Source organism: Streptomyces crystallinus (genome assembly GCF_039521265.1).
GTDB classification, from domain to species: Bacteria; Actinomycetota; Actinomycetes; order Streptomycetales; family Streptomycetaceae; genus Streptomyces; species Streptomyces crystallinus.
Genome location: NZ_BAAACA010000005.1, coordinates 1 through 17,728 on the forward strand (window position 1 = coordinate 1; position 17,728 = coordinate 17,728).

A 17,728-nucleotide genomic window follows, 5' to 3' on the forward strand; every position below is an offset into this window, starting at 1 on the left:
GGCCCGCCGCCACCGACGTGGCGGCGGGCCGGGGCCAGGGGTGTGTCCCACACTGACTCCATGGACCTGGAAGCGGCACGCGCCCTGCTCCCCATCGCGCTGGCGGAGGCCAGGGCGGGCCGGGCCGAGGGCGGTGTCCCCATCGGCGCGGCCCTCTTCGGCGCGACGGACGCGCTCCTCGGCCGCGGCCGCAACCGCCGCGTCCAGGACGACGACCCTTCCCTGCACGCCGAGACGGCCGCGTTCCGGGCCGCGGGCCGCCAGGCCACGTACGCCGGTACGACGATGGTGACGACGCTCGCCCCCTGCTGGTACTGCAGCGGCCTGGTCCGCCAGTTTCGGATCTCCCGGGTGGTGATCGGCGAGGCGCGGACGTTCGAGGGCGGACAGGAGTGGCTGGCCGGGCACGGGGTGGAGGTCGTGGTGCTCGACGACGCCGAATGCCGGTCGCTGATGCGGGAGTTCATCGCGGCACAGCCGGAGCTCTGGTTCGAGGACATCGGAGAGCCGCCGCCGGGTACGGGGCCGGGAACGGGAGCGGGACCGGCCTGAGTACGCGTACTCATGGCTGGCCGGAAATCGCCGAGTAGCCTCCCGGGAGGAAGATCAGCAAACGGAGGGGCGAACGGCATGTCCACACCGATCGGCGGTCCCACGCGGGGCTTCTGGATCACGGCAGGCGATGTCCAGAAGGCCGCGGAGTCGGCCCGCAAGGTGGCCAAGGACATCCCCGACGAGATCAAGACCCTGTACACGCCGACCGACACGGCGGTGGCGGGCCTCGCGGGCTTCGAGACCGCCAAGGCGATCGACGACTGCCTGGAGGCGTGGGCCAAGGCGCTGCGCTCGCTGGCGGGCATGGTGGAGGGGACGGCGGACGCGGTCGGCTCGTCCAGCACCAGCTTCACCAAGGAGGACCACGCGCGGCAGCAGTCGTTCCTCGGCTTCGGCCCGTACACGCCGTACGCGCCGGGCGTCTCGGCGCCGGGAGTGCACGGCCCGTACGCGCCGGGGGCGCAGGGCCCGTACGCCCCGCACACCCCCTACGCCCCCGGCGTCACCGTCCCCCCGGTCTCGAACGGGGGCCACTGACGCATGAGGGTCTCTCAACTGCGCGACGCCAAGCCGCTCCTGCTGACGGACGCGGGCGACGCCTGGGACAAGCTGGCGGAGAAGTTCGGCACGCACACCGCCGACTGCGGCAAGTACCTGCACGCCCCCATCCAGCAGGGGAACTGGGGCGGGATCGCCGCCGAGTCCGCCGCCGACCGGCTGGCCCGGATGCAGCGCGACCTGGTGGTGGCCAAGAAGGAACTCGACGCCGTGGGCACGGTGTTGCGGGCCTGCGGCGAGGAGTTCGCCCTCCAGCAGGGCAAGCTCGCACACGCGATCGCGGACGCGACCGGGGCCGGCTACACGGTCGCCGACGACGGCAAGGTCACCGCGCCGAGCGTCGACACGGCCGGGATGAAGCCCGGCGACGTGGCGATGATGCAGCGTGACCAGGCCACCCGGGCGCAGGGCTACGCCGACCGGATAGGCGACGCCCTGTCGGCGGCGCAGACGGCCGACAAGGAGTACGCGGCGGCGGTCAAGCTCTTCACCGACGCGGCCAACCGGTGCGCCAGGGGCGACTGGAGCTTGGGCTTCACGGAGCTGGCGAAGGCGGACGAGCTCAACCGCCAGCTGCTGCACGAGCTCGGCATGCCGGACGCCAAGGGCTCACCCGCCGCCGTACAGCAGTGGTGGGCGCAGCTGTCCCCCAGCCTCCAGGCGGAGCTGATCCAGGACTACCCGCAGGAGATCGGCAACCGCGACGGCATCCCGGCCACCGACCGCGACAAGGCCAACCGGACGTATCTGCCGATGCTGCTCAACAGCCTGGAGGGGGAGTACGCGGGAGCCGACGGCGACAAGGCGAAGGCCCTCAAGGACAAGATCGAGGGCCTCAAGGGCATCCAGAAGCAGCTGGCGGTGGAGGGCGAGCCGCGCCCGTATCTGCTGGGCATCGGCGCGGAGGGCAAGGGCCGGGCCATAGTGTCCTGGGGCAACCCGGACACCTCGAAGAACGTCTCCGCGTACGTCCCCGGCCTCAACACCAAGCTGAGCGGCCACTTCGCCTCGGCGGACGTGGACCGGGCGCGGAACGTGGCGACCATGGCGAACAAGATGTACCCCGACACCACGACCGCCTCGGTGGTGTGGCTGGGATACGACTGCCCGCAGCTCGACGGCTTCAAGTGGTCGGCCACCGACGTGATGAGCAAGGACGACGCGCAGGCGGGCGCGCCGGCGTACGACAGGTTCCTCAGCGGCATCCGCGCCACCCACGAGTCCGGCTCCCCGCACGTGACGGCGATCGGCCACTCGTACGGCTCGCTCACGGTGGGCCAGGCGAGCCAGCAGCCCGGCGGCATACCGGCGGACGACGTGGTGCTGGTGGGCAGCCCCGGGGTGGGAGTGAACAAGGCGTCGGACCTGGGGGTGGGCGCGGACCACGTATATGTAGGAGCGGCGGAGAACGACCAGGTGACCTACCTCCCTTCCCCCAACCTGCTGGAGTACGTGGCGCCGGGAAGCGAATACGGCCCGAAGAAGAACTGGTTCGGCACGGACCCGGCGGACAACCACTTCGGGGGCCACCACTTCGCGGTGGCCCCCGGCAAGGACACGGGCCTGACCGGTCTGGCCCAGGGCGACCTCCCCGCGCACTCGCTCTACTTCGACCCCGACGCGGGCGGCGACTCCCTCCCGAACATCGCGAGCGTGGTCACGGGCAACGGCGACCGCATCAAGACGACGGCACCGCGATGAGGCGGGGCCTGGGCCTGGTGGTCCTGCTGGCGACGCTGATGGGCCTCACGGCGTGCGGCGGGCAGACGAAGAGCGAGAACCAGAACGACCAGAGGGTACGAGCGATGAACATGCAGCAGGCGGGCGAGGGCTCGGAGAACATCCTGGACGCGACCCTGGCGGCGATCCAGCCACCGGTGAAGTGGTCGTACGGCGCCCCCATGCAGGAGGCGTGCAGCACGGACCTCAACGAGCCGATGGGCCGGACGACGGTCACCCGCAGCCGCAACATCCTGACGATCATCTCCCCCGACCGCCGCGGCAGCCTCCTGGGCGTGGTCCAGCGCCACTGGGAGTCGGCGGGCTTCAAGGTCACGAGCGTGCGCGACGACGAGTCAATGCCGTGGGTACGAGCCACCCGGGACGACGGCTTCAGCGTCTCGCTCCAGGTGGGAAGCGTGGGGAACGTGTTCCTCAGCGCGAGTTTCGCGTGTGCGGAGGATGCGGAGATGACGTATCCGTCTGGGACGCCGGGGAAGCCGGGGGGCCCTCGGACGGAGGAGCTCAAGCCGCGTGAGCGGTCGGAGTTCTGGTCGGGGTCGGCGGGGTGAGGGCCGGGCTGGTTCGGGCGTGCCTCGCCCCCGTGCCGCTGAGTGGATCAGTAGGCAGCGAGATACACCCGTACGCGCCCACCGTCCTGCCCGCCGATCTGCCCACCCATCTGCTGACCGACATGAACCTCGATGCCCTGAACGCCGGGGCGCCGTGAGTCCCCCACACACGGCGGACAGGCGCTCGTGGTCCGTACACCGTCCAACTCCTGGGGCGGCGCGAGCCCCAGATGCCGGAATCCGTCCCCGCTGAGGGAGGAGGAGGCGGCGGGAACGGCCCGCAAGGGGTGGTCGGGCCGCAGGTCGTCGACGAGGGATCGGGCGGCTTTCTCGTCGGTGAGGAAGGAGAGCAGGTACAGACGCTCTCGGGGCTGATTCCGCACGGCGCCCGTGACTCCGGTCGCGCCCGCAGGGATACGGAGCTTGATGAAGGCGGCGGCTTCGGGAGCCCCGGCCCCCTTCTCCCACTCGGAGTTGCCACGGCTGGGCAGCGAGGAAGAGCAGGCGCTGAGCGCCAGACCGGCGACGACGGGGAGGACGGCGAGACGCCTCATGGACAGGAGCACAGGACGCCTCATGGAACGGGGCGAGAGCGTCATCGGTTCTCCTCGTCACCACGGGACACGTCGCCACGCGTGCCTTCGCGGCCTGGGTCGGCCGGTGTGACACCAGGGGCGGTGTGGCTGGTGAGGTCGTGAGTGTAGGTGGAGCTGCTGCCTCGCATGTCGAATTCCTGAGCAATGCCTACGGTGTGCAGTCGGCCCATGTCGGCGTCTGGGATGACGATGCCACCCGGAAACGTCGTCGACTTTCCTTTGTCCCAGTTGTAGCGATCCCACACGTTGACCTGGTAGTCAACCGAGACCTTGGGGGGACCGCCGTCCCTGTTCGGTGAGACGGTAACCATCCCCGAGACGTTCTGCGCGTGCGACCCGACTGCGTGAAACCATTCGTCGCTCTTGAGCGTGCGATGCAGGGCCGGACTCTCGACCGGAACGACCACTGTCTTGTCGCCGCCGGCGCGGTAGAACTCGCCCAGTGCCTTTTTCCGCCAGACGTCCTGATTGCCCGCTACATGCTCCTGCTCGATTCCGGAACGGAATTCAGAGTCTTCGTGCAGCATTCGGTCCACGTCCAAGTTCAGCGGCTTACCGGTACCGCTGAGATAGTGAAGCATGTTGCGCGACGCTCCGGTTTCTCCGAGGACGTCTCCCGCTGTCGCGATGGAGAGGGCTTTGGCGTGGAGCCACACGTCTCGTGGTGTCGGCTTCTCCGCGCCGAAGGGGCCTGAACCGGGGTCGGGGGACTTCCAGTTGTACAACGGGTCCATGATGCCGGCCGTCCGCAGTTCATCACCGCGCTCACGTAGCAGGACGCCACGAGTGACTGGATCGAGATCGTGCCACCACTCCGCGATGTCCTTCCTGCCCTTGGGCATGTGTGCGGCTTTGCCGGCGGCCTCCAGGGAGGGATAGGGGCTGTGGAGAGGGTTCCTGTTGAAGCCGTTGACCGTGCCGTCGAGGATGTCCGAGTCGAGTACGGCGGAATTGAGGGCGAGCCGGATACCGGCATCGGCGTCCCCGACCGCCTTGACCGCTTGGGCGATCCGCTCGCTCCATTCTCCCGCCTTCGCCCGAGCGCTCTGCTGGAAGCTGGGATCGTGCACATAGGCCGTGCGCTCGCCCTGGGTGAGCCGTTCGGAGTCGAAGGTGACAGTGCCCTGGTCCGAGACGCGCATGCCGTCCTTGACGGCATCGGCGCGTACAGCTTCGATCCTGCCTCGCAGATCAGCGAGTTGCGTCTGAGCCTCGCGCAGAATGGAAGCCACTGCTTTGGCTTCCTTCTGCGCCCCTTGGAGCTCCCTGAGGGTGACGGTGAACCGGCCGTTCGCGGCCTGGGCGCTCACGCCCAGCCAGGACGTACCGAGCGAGATGCCGTGGACATCCCGCTCGTACGAGTCCATGAGCGTCTTGAACTTCGCCGCCATCTCCTCCCACTTGCCGGCCGCCGTGCCCAGCTTGGACAGGTCGGTGCTCATGGCTTCGTGGTAAGTCGGCACGACGTTCCCCTGTGCTGTCGGTCGGCTGGTCAGTAGGTGTCGATGTCGGACTGGCGCGCCAATTGCCCGGCGACACCGAGATCATTTTGCTGGAAGTCGACGCCTGTCCTGCTCAGTGCGTGCTTCTCCGCGGCCAGGCGTCCGAGGAGGCCCCTGACCTGTTTCTCCCAGGTCTCGTGAGCCTTGGCCAACGCGACGGATGCCTCCCAGCCGTGACCGTCCTTGGCCCCGAACTCCTTGACCGCCGCGGCAGTGCTCTCGGTGGCGTGCCGACCGCTCGTCGCGGTATCGGGTCCCAGATGCTCTCCGATCGCCTTCGCCGCGGCTTGTTTCTGTGCTGGAGTGGAGGCCATATCCGGTGCCCCGACACCGCCACCGTCTGCTGCGGGCGCCAGCTGGTTCAGCCGAGTCCCGCCACCGTGGCCGCTGGCCCTCTCAGCCTTGATGCGCTCCCATTCTCCCCAGGTCATCCAGCCCCTCCGAGTGTTGATCGTTCCCGTTTGTAGCACTACGGGAGGGAAGCCAAGGGGGTGGCGGGGCAGATTCGGCCACGGGGAGCACTGCGCAGCTCTACGAAAAGCAGGAGCACATCGCAGCCGGGGCTTGGGGCGGTGGGGGACGAGGCAGGTCGTCCGAGCTGTCACGATCATCGTGCAGAGATATCGAGATGAAGCACTGCACTACTGCGGCGGCATCTCGTCGCGGCGTACCCAAAGCAACGGCGGCGATGCCCTGGAGGGGCGTTCAGTACCGATACCAAGACTCATTGGAGCGCATCCGTCTGGGCGGGCGACACCATGGCCGAAGGCGGTGAGGGACGGCCGCAGCCCTCCGCCGCCGCGAGCAAGGCCTTAGGGGCTGCGTTCAAGGCGCGCTGGAGCGGCACTGCTACTGCGCCATGCCGGTCGAACGCACTCTCGTCTTGGTCGGCGTCGAGTCGCTGCACCGTGCTGCCACGCGGAGCGCCGCCGGATGCCCTACCGAATACGCCCTGAGTCGTGTCATGCGGCCACTTCTGGTGGCATCCACCCGCACAAGCAAGACGACCCCGCACCCAGCGAAGCGGCTGGTGGCGGGGTCTTAGGCACCTTCTGCAAGGTGCCCCCGGCAGGATTCGAACCTGCGCACACGGCTCCGGAGGGCCCGTGTGTCTCACAGGTCTCAGCTGGTCAGAATGCCTTGACGCTCATCGGGAAGCCCATCCGTCCATGAATAGTCCGCGCCCGCCGTGCGCTGGTCCGGCTGGCCGCCACGGTGAGCCACGCGGTAGCACCCCATCCAGGGTGCCGGCGGAAGGGTGGTTGGCGGATGCCATGTTCCCGCGGTAGTCGTGAAGGCGGCAGTGGCTTGTGCATCGACGCGTACTACAGCAGCGTGACGGCTACGCTCACGATGGACGTGGATCAGTCGTAAGGGGCTCAATCACAGCAAGCAGGCGTGCATCGGGCCGTTCTGGGGCAGAGGCAGCATGCCTCCCCCATTTCCGAGTCCGTCCCTGGGCTGGCGCAGCAGTGGCCGCCCTGAAGGGGAGTTCGGCTGCACGAGCCAAGTCGGGTGAGGCGTCAGCCCGTTGCGTTGAAGACAACTTGAGGGCTATACAGCCTGGTGAGTCAGCCTGTGACATCATCAACTAGCGCCAACAGGTTGTCCAACCAGCGCGAGAAGACGTCACCGGGGAGGCACCAAGCGATGTCGAGCGAAGCCATCATGATCACGCCCGACGAACGCGATGCTGCCGAGCAACAGATCGCTGACCAATCCAAGCGTATCGATTTCTACATCACCGAATACTCGGTTGAAATCCTCGCAAACAAGATGAAAAGCGGCGAATACGTTGTTCCCGACTATCAACGTGAATTCACTTGGGAGCCTGAGCGCAAGTCAAAGTTCATTGAATCTCTGATTATGGGCCTACCCATCCCCTTTATCTTCTTCTGGGAGATGGAGGACGGTAAGTTGGAGATCGTCGATGGCTCCCAGCGGCTGAGGACCATTGAAGAGTTCCTGCACAAGGGCCTCCGGCTGGGAGAACTTGACCAGCTCAGCAACGTTTCATACTTTACCTTCGACGATCTTCCGGAGTCCCGCCAGCGGAAGATTCGCAACAGGTCAATCCGTGGCATCGTTCTCAATGAACACGCTGATGAAGCAGCCCGGTTGGACATGTTTGAGCGCATCAATACCGGTAGTAAGAATGCCAATACCGCTGAGATCCGCCGTGGCGCTCTAGCTGGCCCGTTTATGAGGCTAGTGATAGAACTGGCGTCGGATGCCCGGTTCGCAAGGCTTGCCCCAATGAGCGCCAAGAGGAAAGATGAGCGGGGATACGAAGAACTGGTGACTCGGTTCTTTGCGTATGGCGACGGTCTCACCGGATACAGGGATCGACCTGCCGACTTCATCTTCGACTATGTCAAGAAGAAGAATGTCGTCTTTTCGGAGAGGCCGACACTCTCGGATGAATATAGGCGGCGATTCCAGGAAACTCTTGATTTTGTGGAACAGATCTTCCCGTACGGCTTCCGCAAGACGCCCACAGGGAGGGCTACTCCGAGGGCTCGATTTGAAGCAATCGCAATTGGCTCCTATCGAGCTCTCCAGGACAAACCTCAGCTTCGTGATATGACTCGCGGACAGCTGAACGTTCTCCCCTGGCTGCAGGGTGAAGATTTCCTAGAAGTCACGGGATCTGATGGTGCGAATGCTCGTGCGCGTCTTGAAGGTCGCATCGACTTTGTGCGTGATCGGCTGGTGCAAGAATGAATTCTGCCGATCTTCTCACCTTCTTTGAAGAGAGATTCGAAGAGGTCGACGCTTACGTAGATTTACTTGAGGAGCTTGAAAAGGCGGCACAGGATGGAGCTCCTCGCCTTCACGGAACTGAGTACAAGATCTCGGCTATGCAACAAAAAATCTTGTACTCCAGCCTGTATCTGCAGCTGTACAACCTCGTCGAAGCGACGGTCTCTCGGTGCGTTGAAGCAATAACTCAAGCTGCGACTCAGGCTGGCCAGTGGAAGCCGCATCAACTGAGTGACGAACTTCAGCGTGAATGGGTCCGTTCCATAGCCCGTACTCACACCGATATGAGTCCTGAGCATCGCTTGAAGCACGCGATGCAGCTCAGTGAGCACATCGTCCAGCAGCTTCCTGTGGGCAGGTTCAGTGTGGAAGCTGGCGGCGGGGGCAATTGGGACGATGAGGCAATCTTCGCCATGGGTAAGCGCCTGGGGTGCGTGATCTCCGTCACGGAGCAGACTCGACGAGGCGTCAAGGCCAACATGCGGGATGACCTGGGGCCCATGAAGCTCGTCAAGGATCGAAGGAACGGCCTGGCTCACGGGTCCATCTCGTTTGTCGACTGTGCGGACGGCGTGGCGGTCGACGAGCTGCGGCGGATGGCGTCTAGTGTCGAAAGTTACTTGCGCGAAGTGATAGAGTGCTTCATTCGACATATTGATTCTCATAATTTTCTTCGGCCCAATTTCAGGCCAAACGGTGGTGCACCATGACCAGTACGATCCCGACTATCTCTGCAGTCGATCTTTTCTGTGGGGTCGGCGGGCTCACGCACGGTCTGGTTCGAAGCGGCGTTAATGTCGCCGCTGGAGTCGACCTCGATCCGTCATGTCGGTATCCGTATGAGGCCAATAACGACGCGAAATTCATTGAGCGAGACGTCAATGAGTTGACATCTGCAGAAATTGAGCCCCATTTGAGCGGGGGGGATTTCTCCCTGCTCGCCGGCTGCGCTCCTTGTCAGCCTTTCTCGTCTTACAGCCAAAGCGGCCGTAGTAAGAAGCGTGGTAAGGATTGGCAACTCGTCTCCAGTTTCGGAGATCTGGTTGCTGACCTGCAACCGGACCTTGTGACCATGGAAAATGTTGCTCAACTTGCCTCGCACAGTGTCTTTAAGCGTTTCTTGAAAAGCCTGAAAGGCTATCACGTTCATTGGTCGGTTGTAGAGTGCACCAGGATTGGTGTTCCCCAATCGAGGAAGCGCTTGGTTCTGTTGGCGTCGAAACTAGGGGATATTGGTCTTGACCAAATTGATCGGATGACTTCACCGACCCGTACGGTTCGAGATGAGATCGCCGATCTTCCTGAGATTCGTGCCGGTGAGCAGCACCCGAGCGATCCATTGCATACCGCCTGCTCTCTCAGTGAAATGAACATGCGGCGGATAAGGGCATCCAAGCCAGGCGGAACGTGGCGCGACTGGGATCCTGAGCTCCTTGCTGCGTGCCATCGGAAGACCACAGGTGCAACATATCCCAGTGTCTACGGGCGTATGGAGTGGGATATGCCGGCTCCGACAATGACGACCCAATGTTTCGGCTATGGTAACGGCCGTTTCGGTCATCCGACACAAGACCGCGCTATTTCCTTGAGGGAAGCAGCGATGATTCAAACATTTCCGCGTTCCTACAAGTTTATTGAGGAAGGAGAGGTGGTTCGATTCAATCGGCTCGGCCGGCTTATCGGTAACGCCGTTCCCGTGCGATTGGGTGAAGTGATCGGGGAAACCCTAAAGCAGCACGTTGCGGCAGTCGTAAAGAGCGACGGATCGCCATCCGAGATTTCCGGGCGGCTTTTCTGATTCCTTTGGATGTCGGAATGGAGTGCACGGTGGTTTTAAGGTAGAGCCCACGCGACGGGCGCTGGCCCCCCAGTGAGGACGACGCTCCCGCGAGGCCCCGAGGCGCACTCCGGCGGTTGCGTGCAGAACCGCTCGCGGCTGTCCTATGGCCCCTGGACGAGCTGAGAGGCCCTGCCGCGGATCGGTCAGGAACTGCGATAGATGTCGAGGATGCGTTCAACCACCATGACGGGCTCGCCTCGAACTAGAACGCCGAGCTCAAGATTGCGACCACCAATGCCGGCTCCTGTGACGTTGGCGCTGCCGATGTAGGCCGCTTTGGAGTCCGAAGTGAGCACCTTGAGGTGTGCCCAGGGCGCATCCTCTCGAAGTCTCGAGACCATGAAGTTTGTCGAGCGTCCCTCGGCTGAGATGGTCTTAGTCAGGTCGTCAATGGCGTCATCTGCACTGGTCGAACGGGTTGGGAGAAGGATCTCAAGTCGCACGCCTCGTGTCGTGGCAGCTGCGAGCGCCTCGGCCAGGAACGAAAGACCGGGCTGGTCAATAAAGGGGGCCACGAGGCGGAGGGTCTGTGTCGCCTGGACGACGAGTTGGATGAGAGTTTCCCCCGTTGTTCGGCGCAAGCCCCCCGGCACGTCTGTTCTCGGTAGGGATGCCACGAGTTCCCACGGCTCGGCGCTGGCTATCGACCTCCGTCCCAGCACCCAAGCCGCAGCCTCCTGGCACAACGCGGGGATTCGCTCCCGATCGTTGGCGTACCGGCTGCGTAGTACCTCCACAAGTTCCGGCTCCAGCCCGGCTCGAATGGCTGCCGCGCGGTCCAGTTGCGTCGCCATCATGAACCGGGTGAGGTCCCCGGCGGACGCTCGGGGGTCAGGGCAGTCGACGAGTACACCACCCACTAGTTCGGCGTGATCCACAGCGTCACGTCCCAGTGTTGAGGAAGCCATGAGCGCCGAAGAGCTCTGAGCGATCGAGGAACCGATTGAACCATCGGCAGGACGGCTCACCAAGGTGGAGACAGCCCATGCAGGCGCCACCGCCGCTACGGCAACCAGGGTCCAACGCGCAGCGCGACTCGCCCTCGACTACGTCAGCGAGGAAGCGGTGCAGAGAGGACTCAAAGACGGATTGGAGTCCACCGAGCACGAAGTCACCCCGCGATGCCGCGTAAACGACAAAGCTGAGGTGGTGCGGGACGAGATACTCGGCAAGGCCGTCGCGTTCGATACCGGCGAAGGAAGCGAGCCGGCGGATGGCCCGGTGGGCGTACGAGTGCACGAGCCGGAGCAGGTCACTGCCCAGCGGTTGGACCTGCTCCTGAGTCGGGTACGGAAGCTCCATCGTTTGCAGCAGAGCGATACGCGCCGCTCGGGCATCCTTCACATCAGGCAGTGCGTGCCCCCGACTCGCGAGGTGCCGATATACGCTGAGCGGGTCCAGACGGAAGAGCAGGGCTTCGGTACGGGACAGCGACCCATAGGCGCGGATGCGTCCGCGTTCGCGGAACGGAACCAGGCGAGCAGCTCCGGGCGAGAGGTCCCCTCGGGTGTACCCGAATGCCAGTGTTGCTACGGGGAAGTTGGCGAGCAGCTCAACCCCCTCAAGTTGCGCCTGTCGCATTGAGTTCCCGTACGCGCCCTCGTACAGGGTCCGCAACGGTGGGGTCGTACCGGCGACCATGTCGTTGACCCTGATCCGGCCGCCATTGACGGCCGAGGCGAGGCTCAACGCTTCCTCGTGCACCTTGTCACGAGTGTTGTCGGGCAAGGCAATTTCGGCTCCTCCATGTCCGGCGTCGACCTCTCCACGCATGACGGCTTCTTGAGCCATTCGTTGCGCGGTCTCTTCGGACAGGTTCGCGAGGCGAAGAGTTTCGACGAGCCCGGCGACGGTCTGTCTCCCTGTTGCTGGGTCGTTCGATGTCATCCCGTTGAGGACCCACTCAAGCGCACGAGCCCCTCCGCCGCCAGCACGTAGGCGTGCCGCCTCGGTGGGGTCCGGGGGGTTCACGAGTACGGCGAAGTGCGGCGAGAAGACGACAGCCGCTCGATGGACGGTGAACGACATGCCACCGTCTCCGCAGTTGCAGAGCTGGAAGGGGAAACCGCCAGGCGTCAACTGCCGACTGCACTGGGGACAGAAGATGCGGAGCTCGCGTGCCGTCGCCGTGCCAGGAAGGCGGACAGCGACGGCGTTGTGCGCCCTGCATCGCGGTAGGTACGGCTCACCCGATGCACCACACGTGTGGTAGGTGACGAACTGCATCTGCGCCCGAGTGGTTCCGCCGCAACGGCATCGATCGTCACGAGATCTTGCGATACTGCCGCAAGCCTTGCAGCGCCACTGGTTAGGGAACGGCTCGACGAGGACGCCACGGTGCTTGTTTAGCTCAACCACCTCGACTCTAATGCGAGCGCGTAGGTCGCGTTCCAGGCCGTCGTCATTTCTGGTCGCCGACCACGGTGTTATGGCTCCGAGTAGTGCTCTCCGTACTGCGTCCTGGTCGAGGGCCATGGGTATCGGATCGAGCCACTGCGTGACCTTCCAGATACGGCCCTCCAGGTCGGCGGTCTGCCCGGGGAGAAGGCCGAATAGAATCTGTGACGCACCACGCTCGACTTTCATGATCGACCCCCTCGCGAGAACACGGGTACCTGTTCCTCGACGTCCCGCAGAGACCGCATCGGCCCCCCGGTTGGGAAGAGATCGCTCACCCACTCTGCGCTGCTCGCCGGATCATTGAGTGCCCGGTAAAACTCGCGCAGGTAGCGCTCAAGGTCCCCACGGAGGTTCTCATCAAGGGGCCCTTCGATGTCGAGCATCTCAATGAGCGCCTGCAACTCGTCCTGCTCAAGCACCGGGAGCTGGCTGAAGGCTCGCCGCACCGTCATCGGTTTGGTTAGCTGGCGCATGTTCGCCGCGATCGCAGCGGGTTCGTGGATGCCGTAGACCCGCGCCTGGACGAGGCCAGCGAAGGTGAGTTCCAGGACGCGACGGCTCTTTGCTGTGATCGGAACGGGATCGATCAGTCGGCTGGCATGTTCTACGAAGGAAGGAAAAGTTCGGTACACAGCGGCGTCCCGCTCACGCCCGATTTTGTGGAGGACAATCACGAGCCCGGGATGCGTGCGGCCGACACGCGACGTTGTCTGGATGAACTCCGCGGTCGCTAGCGGCAGCCCGAGCATGACCATGACGTTGAGACGGTTCACATCGACCCCGTGAGAGAGCATTGACGAAGCTGCCACGAGGTGGAGACGATCATAGAAGTCAGGTTCGGGCGTTACGAGCCGTTCCAGATTAGTGCGAACCTCGTTTAGGGGAGTGCGCCCGGTGAGGGTCGCCGCATTGATCGTGCGGTCCAGCTGGAGCTGTGTGTCGAAGGACCTGGCGACGGCTTCGACGTCCTTGAGGTTGGAGCCGTAGACGACGTCGACGCCATATGCGTCGACCAGGTGCGGAATCGCCGAAAGGTCGATGCCCGTTGCCTTGGCGATGGCTTCAGGGTTCTCGAGCGCGCTCCTGGTCACGCGCTGCAGCGATTCGGTCAGTTGGTCTGTGGCGTACTCAAGCGTGACGCCGCGCGGGGCGAGACCTGCGAAGCGGCGAGCGAGGTTGTCGGTCGTACGTGACCAGAACGACCAGCCTGCCCGGGGCCCGGGGCGGGGGAAGGTGCGACCGCTACGCCGGTACAGCGCGCGTACCTGATCGTCGTGGCCGGCGAGGGTTGCCGACGAGGCGATGACCTTTGGAACTGATCCGTAGTGCTGCTGCAGTGCGTCGAGAACTGCCTCGTAGTGCGAGTCGACAGCACCGAGACTGTCTCGAAGCAGGTGCAGCTCATCCTGCATGCGCACGGTCGGGGCGTAGAGCGCCTCGGGTTGGGCGAGAGGCCCGGTTGCGGATTGACAGCCCGGGAAAAGGCAGCCTCCGGGGCCGGGCAAACCGCTACGAGGCGCATAGGTGAAGCCGTGCCCCATATCCGGGCAGCGGCCAGACGGGGGGCCGTAAAAGCCCCGCATTGCTGCTTGCATCGCGATACTCGCGGCCTTGTCAAGGGTGCCCAACACCACGGTCGGAAGCGAGCGGAATATCTCGTCATCGACGATGCGGAACGGCAGCGGCCGTCCACCCCACGGACACTCGGGTGCGGTGCATATGTGATTGAGTGTCCAATATTTCCGATCGAAACCCATACGCAGCTGCTCTGAGCCGCAGAATGGACAACGCAACAGGATCTGATAGCGCTCTGGCATGCCGGGGTCATTCGGATCAGGCTCTCCGGGGCGGGCGCTGTTGCCGCGCTGGATGCGGTTCGGAGTGCCGCCAGCCCCGACCAAAAAACCGAGTGAGAACTCCCGACCAGTAATTCCCTCGTCGCGGCGGACCAGTTCGGCGGCGGCCATAACGTCGGCAAATCGCTGGGTCTGCTGCAGTGAAAGCATTCGCAGGGGGAACCGGCCCCATGAAGTGATGCCTTCATATTTGCCTCGCAGGCGGTCGTAGAAGGCAGTGGTCACTACATAAAGCAGGTAGGTCTCGGTTTTCCCCCCACCGGTTGCGAACCAGAGGGTGTCAACGATCGAGCGATCGCCGTCAGCAGATTCGTCGATGATGGAGGTGGCGTTCGCGAGTACGAAGCCGAGTTGGAAGGCGCGCCATTCGGTGTGAGTGATCAGTGGGGAATTGGCGAATGAGCGGTTGGCGAGCATAAAGCTGCGCCGTAGGTTGGCATTGGTTTCGAGCAGTGTCAGCCCGGAGCGTAGACGCTCTAGTTCCTCTTCGAATAAGGCTGCCTCGTCGGCGGCACTCTGCCGCATCCCGGCGTCCCACTCCTCGGCCTCGGCGCGACTGTCGAGCACGTGTTCGGTCCAGTGTGTGGCGCCCCATCTCTCGCATGCCGTGACCAGCGCGCGCAGAGACGGGAGGGGATCGGCGGCGAGCGTTGCGAAGCTCAGGTCCGGTATCGGCCCGACATCGGGGTCCCAGTAGGAGGGTCTTGGTTGATCGTGGGTCGCGGCGTCCTCTGTGCGGAACGTATCCGCGGCGACCTGAACCACACCGCCGTTGACCCCGTAGGCAGGAACCTCCCTGCTGTAGCGGAAGGAGTCAGGAAGACTGTCGAGAGTGAAGGGCTGGGTGCGACCGGCATGTACTTTGAGGCTCGCTTCGTAGACGTTGGTGTCCCAGTGAGGTATCTCCTGGAGTGAGACGTTCACGAGAGTAAGCACTAGCTCAGGGCCGTCCTTGCCAGCCTCCAGTTCTGCGTGGAACTCGCATGCCATGCCGCCAGCGCCAATGGCATGAAAGGCAGCCTCGAAGTCGGCCCTACCAGCGCTCGTGGCGGCATCGCCGATGGCGGTGGGCGTCTGGAGGACAGCTGTGACCTCAATGGGGGCGCACTTACGCCAGCGTGGCGCGTCGGGGGCGTCGTCTCCTCCGTCGAATTCGTTCCAGGCGACGAGTCGGGCGTGGCAGCTGACCGGTTGTCCGTCGAGCGCTTGGGGCCGAAGGCGTATGCCGACCTCGCAGGGCTCAAGTCGCTCGCTCCGCTCGCCTAGCGGGCTACTTTGCACGACAGCTTGGGGTGCGAGCCTGCCGAGCCAGAGCCGACCATTGGGCGCCACAGGCAGAACCGTCATGTAGTCGCCACGAGCCTCGGCAACGACCGCATCAAGCATCCAGGCGATGAAGCGGGTTGCGTCGGCATCGGTGAAGTTGGGCATCGGTCCTCCATAATTCCGAGGAGTGTGGCGGGGACGGGCCGCGCACCCGGCGTGACCGCGAGGACTCTGGTTGGCTTCCCGCAGGTCAATGATCACGAATCTGGCCGTTCCGGCTACACAGAGAGCTAGGCTCCGGCGGAGGAGATCACGGCTCTTCCCTGCAACTGGCGCGGATCGCAATGACCTGCTGATAGAGGTCTCCGACGGCCGCGATGTTGTCAATCACTCGCGGGCTAGCCACGTGACAGGGAGCTGTTGTGGCCGGGACCGGGCTTCACACCACCAGGACGGCCTCATCCTCGATCCCCCCATGCAGTCGGACTGACCCACGCTGCAGCAACCCATGCCGATTTGCGAGTTGCCCTCTGCTCCTCGACGTAGCCCCTAGCTGAAGCATAGCGTCGCAGCGATCAAGACATGAGCTCTTTCAACCCCCTACTATCTGGGCCGTCTCTCGGTCGTTTGAGGCCGCTCGACAGTGGCCAACGACGACCACTCTCGACCACCTGCCAGCCGATGGGTGACTCGGTAAGACACTCGTGCCTGACAACTTGGTGGCCCAGCCATGGTGACTGACAGTCGGCTGACACGCCGGCAGCAAAGCCGGGTCACCTCGCGAAGCCGTCCGTGCGTAGATCCCGCGCCCAGAGCGTCGCCTGGCCGTTGCGCGAGCGCGGATCACACGGCATTGGTGTCCCACCCGGCTGGCCAAGACCTGTCGCTGGTGGTCGTCACCTGTCGCCGTTGATCCCCTCGGACGGCCCGCGCATCCTGCCGTGCGCCTTCCCCCGCCCGCCCCCTCGGGGGCTTCCCTGACCACAAAGCCACAAAGTTTCCCTCTGCGTTCTGCCAGACTTCCTGCATGGGCTCCAGGAAGATCGTCTACCTTGACCAGAACAAGTGGGTCGAGATACTCAAGGCGCAGAAGAGCGGAAGGGACTCACCTTCCTTAACGGCTGCCGCCACCCTCCGAAAGGCCGTTCAGTCGGGGAGCATAGTAGTGCCGCTGGCAGCAGGCCATTACGTTGAGACATGGCATCGGTCGGACTGGAAGTCCAGGCATAATTTGGCGTGGATTATGCGCGACCTCTCGCAGTTTTCTACGCTGGCACCGGTGCAACGCGTGCAGCGTTGGGAGATAGATCTAGCTCTAATTCACTACCTTGGGTTCAAATCCGGAGAGGAAGAACCCAGGGCAGTTCAGGAACAGATTCTCGGACGTGGCGTTAATCACGCTTTTGCATCGCCTACCGGACGTCTGCGCCTGGTTAGCAGTGTTGCCACAGAGGGCCGTCCGGAAGGAGCACCGCTAGAACCGGAGCCGCAACTACTGGCCCTCTTGGACAAGGTGCGCGCTCTGCCCAACGACGCCTATGAGTGGTGGTCGCTTGCAGGCAATGCGAACGACTCGATGATCCAGAAGGGCTGGGACACGCGAGGTCAGCACAGGATCGGCGAGGCGTACGCCATGCAAGAACGAGCGCTGTCAGATCACCTGGTTACGTCCCCTGGAAAGAAGGGAAAACTGGATGACTTGATCGCAGCTCAGGACCTGACCGAGATTTCGGAGGATGTAAATGAGGCTGCGGCAAAAATTGGTCTCGACCCACTGAATGTCTATGGAAAGCTGGTCCAGATGGGCGGTCCGGAAGCAGTTAAAGGGTTCTTGCGGGCCATGCCATCTGTTGCGGTGAGGTACGAGGCGCGACGCTTGAAGCATCGAAACGCCCAGTGGTCGTGGCAGCAACACGACCATATCGACCTAGCCGCGCTTTCGGTCGCAGTCCCCTACGCCGACATAGTCGTCACTGAACGACAGTGGGCCCACCTCTTCAAGGTCGCCAAGCTGGATCGCCGATTCAACACACGCATGATTAGTCGACTGGGAGACTTGCCTAAAATTTTGGACGACTGACAGCTGGCGCCGCCTTGGGCC

At 63.8% G+C, this 17,728-nt stretch carries 14 protein-coding genes; 8 read left to right on the plus strand and 6 right to left on the minus strand.

Features of this window, described 5'->3' with window-relative positions; all coding sequences use genetic code 11:
• The first annotated feature begins 60 nt into the window (after positions 1–60).
• The 4 genes from ABD236_RS02965 (at position 61) to ABD236_RS02980 (ending at position 3,404) form a co-directional block, all read left to right on the plus strand.
• The gene (locus ABD236_RS02965; RefSeq protein WP_344069743.1) at positions 61–552 is read left to right on the plus strand and encodes a nucleoside deaminase; all 492 of its coding nucleotides are present in this window, start codon (positions 61–63) and stop codon (positions 550–552) included.
• A 78-nt stretch (positions 553–630) separates the two neighbouring features.
• Positions 631–1,092, plus strand: coding sequence for a hypothetical protein (locus ABD236_RS02970; RefSeq protein ID WP_344069746.1), 462 nt, complete (start codon positions 631–633; stop codon positions 1,090–1,092).
• A gap of 3 nt (positions 1,093–1,095) precedes the next feature.
• Complete coding sequence (locus tag ABD236_RS02975; RefSeq protein WP_344069749.1) at positions 1,096–2,814, plus strand: alpha/beta hydrolase; 1,719 nt, start codon at positions 1,096–1,098, stop codon at positions 2,812–2,814.
• Positions 2,811–3,404, plus strand: a complete 594-nt coding sequence (locus ABD236_RS02980) for a hypothetical protein (protein ID WP_344069752.1) — start codon at positions 2,811–2,813, stop codon at positions 3,402–3,404. Before ABD236_RS02975 ends, ABD236_RS02980 begins: the two co-directional genes overlap by 4 nt.
• A gap of 47 nt (positions 3,405–3,451) precedes the next feature.
• On the opposite strand, the gene ABD236_RS02985 is transcribed toward ABD236_RS02980, so the two are convergent.
• Genes ABD236_RS02985 through ABD236_RS02995 form a run of 3 tightly spaced genes read right to left on the minus strand, consistent with a single transcriptional unit; the run spans position 3,452 to position 5,933 of the window.
• The gene (locus tag ABD236_RS02985; RefSeq protein ID WP_344069755.1) at positions 3,452–3,958 is read right to left on the minus strand and encodes a hypothetical protein; all 507 of its coding nucleotides are present in this window, start codon (positions 3,956–3,958) and stop codon (positions 3,452–3,454) included.
• A gap of 41 nt (positions 3,959–3,999) precedes the next feature.
• On the minus strand, positions 4,000–5,442 hold the full coding sequence (locus ABD236_RS02990) for a hypothetical protein (protein ID WP_344069758.1): 1,443 nt from the start codon (positions 5,440–5,442) through the stop codon (positions 4,000–4,002).
• A 50-nt stretch (positions 5,443–5,492) separates the two neighbouring features.
• Positions 5,493–5,933 carry a hypothetical protein gene (locus ABD236_RS02995; protein WP_344069761.1) on the minus strand — a complete coding sequence of 147 codons (441 nt, stop codon included), beginning with the start codon at positions 5,931–5,933 and terminating at the stop codon, positions 5,493–5,495.
• A gap of 1,219 nt (positions 5,934–7,152) precedes the next feature.
• On the opposite strand from ABD236_RS02995, the gene ABD236_RS03000 reads away from it, so the two are divergent.
• Genes ABD236_RS03000 through ABD236_RS03010 form a run of 3 tightly spaced genes read left to right on the plus strand, consistent with a single transcriptional unit; the run spans position 7,153 to position 10,063 of the window.
• Complete coding sequence (locus ABD236_RS03000) at positions 7,153–8,226, plus strand: DUF262 domain-containing protein (protein WP_344069764.1); 1,074 nt, start codon at positions 7,153–7,155, stop codon at positions 8,224–8,226.
• Positions 8,223–8,975 (plus strand): MAE_28990/MAE_18760 family HEPN-like nuclease, encoded by a 753-nt coding sequence (locus tag ABD236_RS03005; RefSeq protein ID WP_344069767.1) that lies wholly within the window; start codon positions 8,223–8,225, stop codon positions 8,973–8,975. Before ABD236_RS03000 ends, ABD236_RS03005 begins: the two co-directional genes overlap by 4 nt.
• On the plus strand, positions 8,972–10,063 hold the full coding sequence (locus ABD236_RS03010; RefSeq protein WP_344069770.1) for a DNA cytosine methyltransferase: 1,092 nt from the start codon (positions 8,972–8,974) through the stop codon (positions 10,061–10,063). The genes ABD236_RS03005 and ABD236_RS03010 overlap by 4 nt, the downstream gene beginning before the upstream one ends.
• A gap of 185 nt (positions 10,064–10,248) precedes the next feature.
• Here ABD236_RS03010 and ABD236_RS03015 read toward each other — a convergent pair whose 3' ends face one another.
• The 3 genes from ABD236_RS03015 to ABD236_RS03025 form a co-directional block, all read right to left on the minus strand.
• Positions 10,249–11,013, minus strand: a complete 765-nt coding sequence (locus ABD236_RS03015; protein ID WP_344069773.1) for a phospholipase D-like domain-containing protein — start codon at positions 11,011–11,013, stop codon at positions 10,249–10,251.
• Complete coding sequence (locus tag ABD236_RS03020; protein WP_344069776.1) at positions 10,988–12,133, minus strand: hypothetical protein; 1,146 nt, start codon at positions 12,131–12,133, stop codon at positions 10,988–10,990. The genes ABD236_RS03015 and ABD236_RS03020 overlap by 26 nt, the downstream gene beginning before the upstream one ends.
• A 554-nt stretch (positions 12,134–12,687) precedes the next feature.
• Entirely contained in the window at positions 12,688–15,792 is a 3,105-nt protein-coding gene (locus ABD236_RS03025) for a helicase-related protein (RefSeq protein ID WP_344069779.1), read from the minus strand.
• Between the two features lie 862 nt (positions 15,793–16,654).
• On the opposite strand from ABD236_RS03025, the gene ABD236_RS03030 reads away from it, so the two are divergent.
• Entirely contained in the window at positions 16,655–17,707 is a 1,053-nt protein-coding gene (locus ABD236_RS03030; RefSeq protein ID WP_344069782.1) for a hypothetical protein, read from the plus strand.
• Positions 17,708–17,728: the final 21 nt, after the last annotated feature.